General features: G+C 55.5%; 5 protein-coding genes. 3 read left to right on the forward strand and 2 right to left on the reverse strand.

The features are described from left to right. Positions 1-133: 133 nt before the first annotated feature. Both IEX27_RS20880 and IEX27_RS20885 read left to right on the forward strand, forming a co-directional pair. Positions 134-757 (forward strand): site-specific integrase, encoded by a 624-nt coding sequence (locus IEX27_RS20880; protein ID WP_188723002.1) that lies wholly within the window; start codon positions 134-136, stop codon positions 755-757. After that, complete coding sequence (locus IEX27_RS20885; RefSeq protein WP_188723003.1) at positions 741-1,445, forward strand: hypothetical protein; 705 nt, start codon at positions 741-743, stop codon at positions 1,443-1,445. The genes IEX27_RS20880 and IEX27_RS20885 overlap by 17 nt, the downstream gene beginning before the upstream one ends. Positions 1,446-1,474: 29 nt before the next feature. Here IEX27_RS20885 and IEX27_RS20890 read toward each other — a convergent pair whose 3' ends face one another. Continuing rightward, on the reverse strand, positions 1,475-2,128 hold the full coding sequence (locus tag IEX27_RS20890) for a recombinase family protein (RefSeq protein WP_188723004.1): 654 nt from the start codon (positions 2,126-2,128) through the stop codon (positions 1,475-1,477). Between the two features lie 331 nt (positions 2,129-2,459). Here IEX27_RS20890 and IEX27_RS20895 point away from each other — a divergent pair, with 331 nt between their 5' ends. Continuing rightward, positions 2,460-3,098 (forward strand): DUF4145 domain-containing protein, encoded by a 639-nt coding sequence (locus IEX27_RS20895; protein WP_210315585.1) that lies wholly within the window; start codon positions 2,460-2,462, stop codon positions 3,096-3,098. A 232-nt stretch (positions 3,099-3,330) separates the two neighbouring features. Here the strand turns inward: IEX27_RS20895 and IEX27_RS20900 are convergent, their stop codons facing one another. Next, complete coding sequence (locus IEX27_RS20900; protein WP_244630493.1) at positions 3,331-4,530, reverse strand: hypothetical protein; 1,200 nt, start codon at positions 4,528-4,530, stop codon at positions 3,331-3,333. Between the last annotated feature and the right edge of the window lie 264 nt (positions 4,531-4,794).

Raw genomic sequence — 4,794 nt, forward strand, 5'->3', positions numbered from 1 at the left:
CTCACCCGAGACCCCCTGTCCCCTTCAAAAATCTCCATCTGTCCAACTGTCCTTATGCCTGGGAATAAGGACAGGGTCTGAACAGTTTTATCCAATATTCACAGGCGGCCTCGCTCGGACGGATACGGAGAAGTTGGACTTCAAGGTTCTTGACAGCGATGCCCGGACCTACCGCATTGATGAGGCCGTGGCGGTCCTTAGAGCTGCCCGCAAAGAGACTGAAGTGAGGAGGCGTTGGCTGCCCTGGCTGTGTGCCTACTCCGGGATGCGGATTGAAGAGGCGGGCCAATTGACTGCGGAGGACTTCTTCCAGGTAGGCGAAAGATGGTTCCTCAGGGTTTCGACTTCAGGTAGGCGGAGCCTAAAGACGGCCTCCAGTCAGCGCCGCATTCCAATTCATCCATCATTAGAGGCAGAGGGGCTGCTAGATTTCGTCCGCAAGGTCGGCAAAGGGCGGCTCTTCAAGTCTAACCGCATCCAACCTCTGATGTCAGAATGGGTTCGCGACACGGTGGGCATCAAGCGGCCTGAGCTATCCCCTAACCACGGCTGGCGGCACTTCTTTGAAGACCTCTGCGCATTGGCCAACATGTCGGATGCCGCAAGAGATTTCATGACGGGCAGAGCTTCGGGGAAATCTAGGGATCAATATGGACGGAGTGAGTTAATGCTGCCGGGATTAGCTAAGGCTATGGACAAAATACCGGACATCATTGGGTTGCTGATGGCGGAGGCTGAGGGTGGCGATCAAGTTTGAGATTTCACGGTCGCTAAGAGGTTCGTTTGCAATAACTTCTGCGACGCTGGAAAATGTCTACAGGCACATAGCGGAAGCAATGGGTCAACCCGTGTCCGTCACGGTACGCTTTATCAATGCTAGAACTATTTCAACCGAAAATCTCAGCTCGATCCTATCGGACAGCTCAATCTCCAACCATAAAATTGAGTCGATTCGGCTCGCATGTGGTACGTTTGGTGATCCAACTCGATCTAGTGTTATTCTTGGATATTCGAAGAAGCATCCCGTCTTGATTGAAATTACTGGTGATCGCAGTTTTGCTATCTCTCTTGAAGATAACATTGTCAACGAACTGCATGGTGCAAGGTCACCAGTATGGCTTCTTAACACTCATCAATGGCCCGGCATTGAGTTCAACGAGGGGATAAGTATGATCTCCCTAGGCATCCTAAGTACGGGCATCATAGCCTACGTTCGAGGCGATTGGGTATTTGCAAGCGGTGCATATTATTATATTTTCGGGTTCCTAATGGCTTCGGCATTGCTGGGCATTTTTGGCCATAGACTGGCACCGTCAATCATCTTCGATTTCGGCATAGGTGCAACTCTGAATCGAAGAAGAAGGTTCACAATCAGCATCGTTTTAGGAACCATAGGGCTGGGTGTTCTCGTCAACTGGTTAAGCAGCTTTGTAGTGCCAGCATGAGGCCTTGGGCCTATCTACGAACCGATGCTCTAAGCAGCCACACGGTCTAAGACCCTTTTGACCTGCATAGCGGTCCACTGTCCGCCCCTTGAGGTCTTTACCTCCATGTCATTCAACGTGTCTGCGATGGCTGAGAGGGTCTGTCCGGCATTGCGTAATGGCCCGATGACCTTCACAACCTTCTCCGCCTCCGCTTTGGCCTTCGCCTGGATCGCCTCGTTACGCTTCATGGTCTTGTCTCGGAGACCGCCTAGCTGCCGCCCTCTCTCCTTTGCCACCTGGAGTGCCGCCTTGGTACGCTTTGAGATGAACTCCCGCTCCTGCTCTGCAAGGGCTGCGTAGATGTGAAGCTGGAAGTTGTCGGCGTGTGGCATCGAGGCGACCCGTATACTTGCCTGCTTGATCGTCCTGGCGATGAACTCCACGTCGCGGCTCAAGCGGTCCAGCTTTGCCACCAGTAGCTCCGCCTTCTCCTTGCGGGCCAATTGAAGCGCCTTCATCAACTCGGGCCTGTCGGCCACCTTACCGGATTGAACGTCCTGGAACTCCCCAATGATCTCCCATGGGGTCTCAGAAAAGTTCTGGAGGAAGAGGTCTATATCGCGTTGCTGCGCTTCTAGGCCCAGGCCGCTCTTGCCCTGCTCTGCCGTGCTCACTCGGGTGTAGATGACGTAACGCTTCATGGGTTCCTCCAGGTGACAAGGAGGAGTCTAGGTCAGTATTTATCTAATGTCAACGTTGGTTGTGCATGTTATAGCGCTTCGTGAGGGCCATAGGGTGCCGCCTCCCGGTAGTTTGAAGGGAGACCCCCATGGAAAAACATCTGGCACGGTCTGGGAGGGGGGCCATGGGGGGAAGCGTGTCTGTTGCCACGTATATTGGACCTCTCACGCGGCGGATACTTTTTGGCAGTCCGGGAAGCTAATTCAACACGATTACACAGGGTCTTGCATATGCGATGCTTGAAGCAGCCGGGGTGCCCGACTAAGCTTTTAGGAATACTTAGGGGGCTTCATGACTATTGAATTCGGGAACTCTTTGAAGGGGGTGGATCGCTGCCCACAATGTAATATCGCTCGGCCTTATATGTCGCTTACATGGTCTGGGCCAATCAAGGTCAATGGCAATCGCGGTGTGCGTTGGGGTGTGTACGAATGCTCAAGCTGCAACCGCTTGACAATGGTAGAAGGGTTTGAGGGGCAAATCGATGCTTTGGGGCTGGTGCGGGGCGACTTCGGCAACTTAGTGCGTGCCGTTTACCCTGGCCAACGGGAAGTAGATGACAGCCTACCCGAAGAGGCGCAGCGTTACCTCAAACAGGCTTTGGAAACCCTATTCGCTCCAGATGCAGCTATCGTGATGGCAGCCTCCGCTGTGGACGCCATGCTGAAGGACAAGGGATATTCAAAGGGCAGTCTTTACACCCGGATTGACCAAGCTGTCTCCGACCATATCCTCACTGAGGGAATGGGCAAATGGGCTCACAAGGTGCGTCTCGATGCCAACGCAGTACGTCACGCGGATGAAGAGGCAAAACCGCCCACACGAGAGGATGCCCAGCAAGTGGTAGACTTTGCGACAGCCTTAGGAGACTTCCTTTTTGTCTTCACTGCGAGGGTCGATGAGGGATTGAAGGAGGCTGGCGGGGAGTAGGTGGACATGATCCCATCATCCTCTTGAGACCACATGGAAGACAAAGAGTTATCCGGTATGATGTCGGTCACTTTGAGCACTAATGCTTGATCTCCTCCCCCTCCTCATGTTGCCCCTCAGGTCTCCCCTGCGGTCTAGAGGTCGAGATGATGAGAAGAGACCGATATAACTCTCCAAGCCTTCTCCTAGAGGGGGAGACTAGAAGGGGGGGGGATAGTGGCCACTTAAGCAATTATGCCGCGTTGGCTAGGCTCGATGGTCGCCAAATCGGCTTCTCCTTCACGGGCAACGCTACGCCTAGCATCTGTTCGGAAACGGATTGCATCACCTCCATGGCCTCCTCGGCGTCGGAGAGTTTGGTCTGAATGCCATCATGCATGGGCAGCGCGGCTATCCCTCGGCGGGCAAGCTCCAGGAGCACCGCCATTAAGATACGAGACTCCATGTGCATCAATGAGCCGCCCAAGTCGGTACCGAACAAGTGAGCGATGGCCGGATGTCGCCCGCTGATCGCCTCCACAAGCTGCCTAGCGGTCCACCCCTCGGGAAGCTTGGCCTTGAGTTTCGGCGCTAAGGACAGCATCGGGCCTGTACGCGAAAGCAGTGACGCCATGGCCTGCTTGGCCCCGCTTCGGTGTTCCTCCAGGCCGGGAATGTCGTAGGGGTCTCCGCTTGGCGGTCTCCCGGTGACCTGGAGGTAGGCCATAGTCGGATGCATGGCGGCGAAGTCTAGATCGGTGATCCCCTCTCCGCCGATGGTGATGCGGTGACGCTTTTCACTATCCAGGGTCTGCCAGAAGCCACCCCACAAGCGGCCATTGAGATTGAACTCTGCGGGCGCTTCGGGGGAGCGTACCAGGAACGAACGATGGAGGAAGAGAGGTCCCACTGCTTCACCATCATAGGTTACACCGGCCCCACCTAGCATATCAGTGATGGTCGCCACCTCATGGCGGAGCCTCGTGGTCTCCTCGGTGTCTTCGTAGTGAACAAGGCATTTCGGCAGGGGCTGATTGTAAAAGCGCGGCCCTCCTGTGCGGGCAACTAGCCAGATGGTCTCCCCTCCGGCCTCCCGGCCAACATCGGCCAAACGGATCCCATAGCTCACCAGCAACTCCAGGAACTCGGTAGTTGGCTCCACTGTGGTGGTGCGCTGCTTGTAGACATATGGCTCCACCGTCAACATTCCTGCCGATGCTAGAGCCGCAACTACCTCTTTGAGCATACGCTGGGGGAAATCCCCGCGGTCATAGCGTGTTGGCCTGGTCTTTGCGGTGGCTACTGCAAGGGCGCTTCCTGTCTCCCGCGCGGGACTCAGAGCGAGGAGCACAAGGTTCGCCACGATATTTCCGACTACAAGCCGCCTTCGCTGCTCGGCGTCCCTGCGGAGGGACCTAACGCGGCCTGAGGGGTCTGGACGGGCGGCGTCCATGAGGTGCTCCACCAAGGCCGCTAGAGGGTCTCCCTTCGCGGAAAGCCATGGGTCTAGGAAGATGGAGGGGGCTTCTTCCCTGCTTGGTTGCGGGACCTTTCTAGAACTCCCTTCAACGTCCAATCTGTCGAGTGAATGTGTTGGTTTCCACGCGGAACTGAGCCGGTTTTTCCACCGAGAAGTGAGCCACCTCTAAGTATGGTTTTCTGATCAGGCTTTGGTCAATGGGTTGGTCTTTTCTCCTCTCTTTTGCGCTGCTGCGGC

This window comes from Nitratireductor aestuarii, assembly GCF_014641695.1.
GTDB classification, from domain to species: domain Bacteria; phylum Pseudomonadota; class Alphaproteobacteria; order Rhizobiales; family Rhizobiaceae; genus Chelativorans; species Chelativorans aestuarii.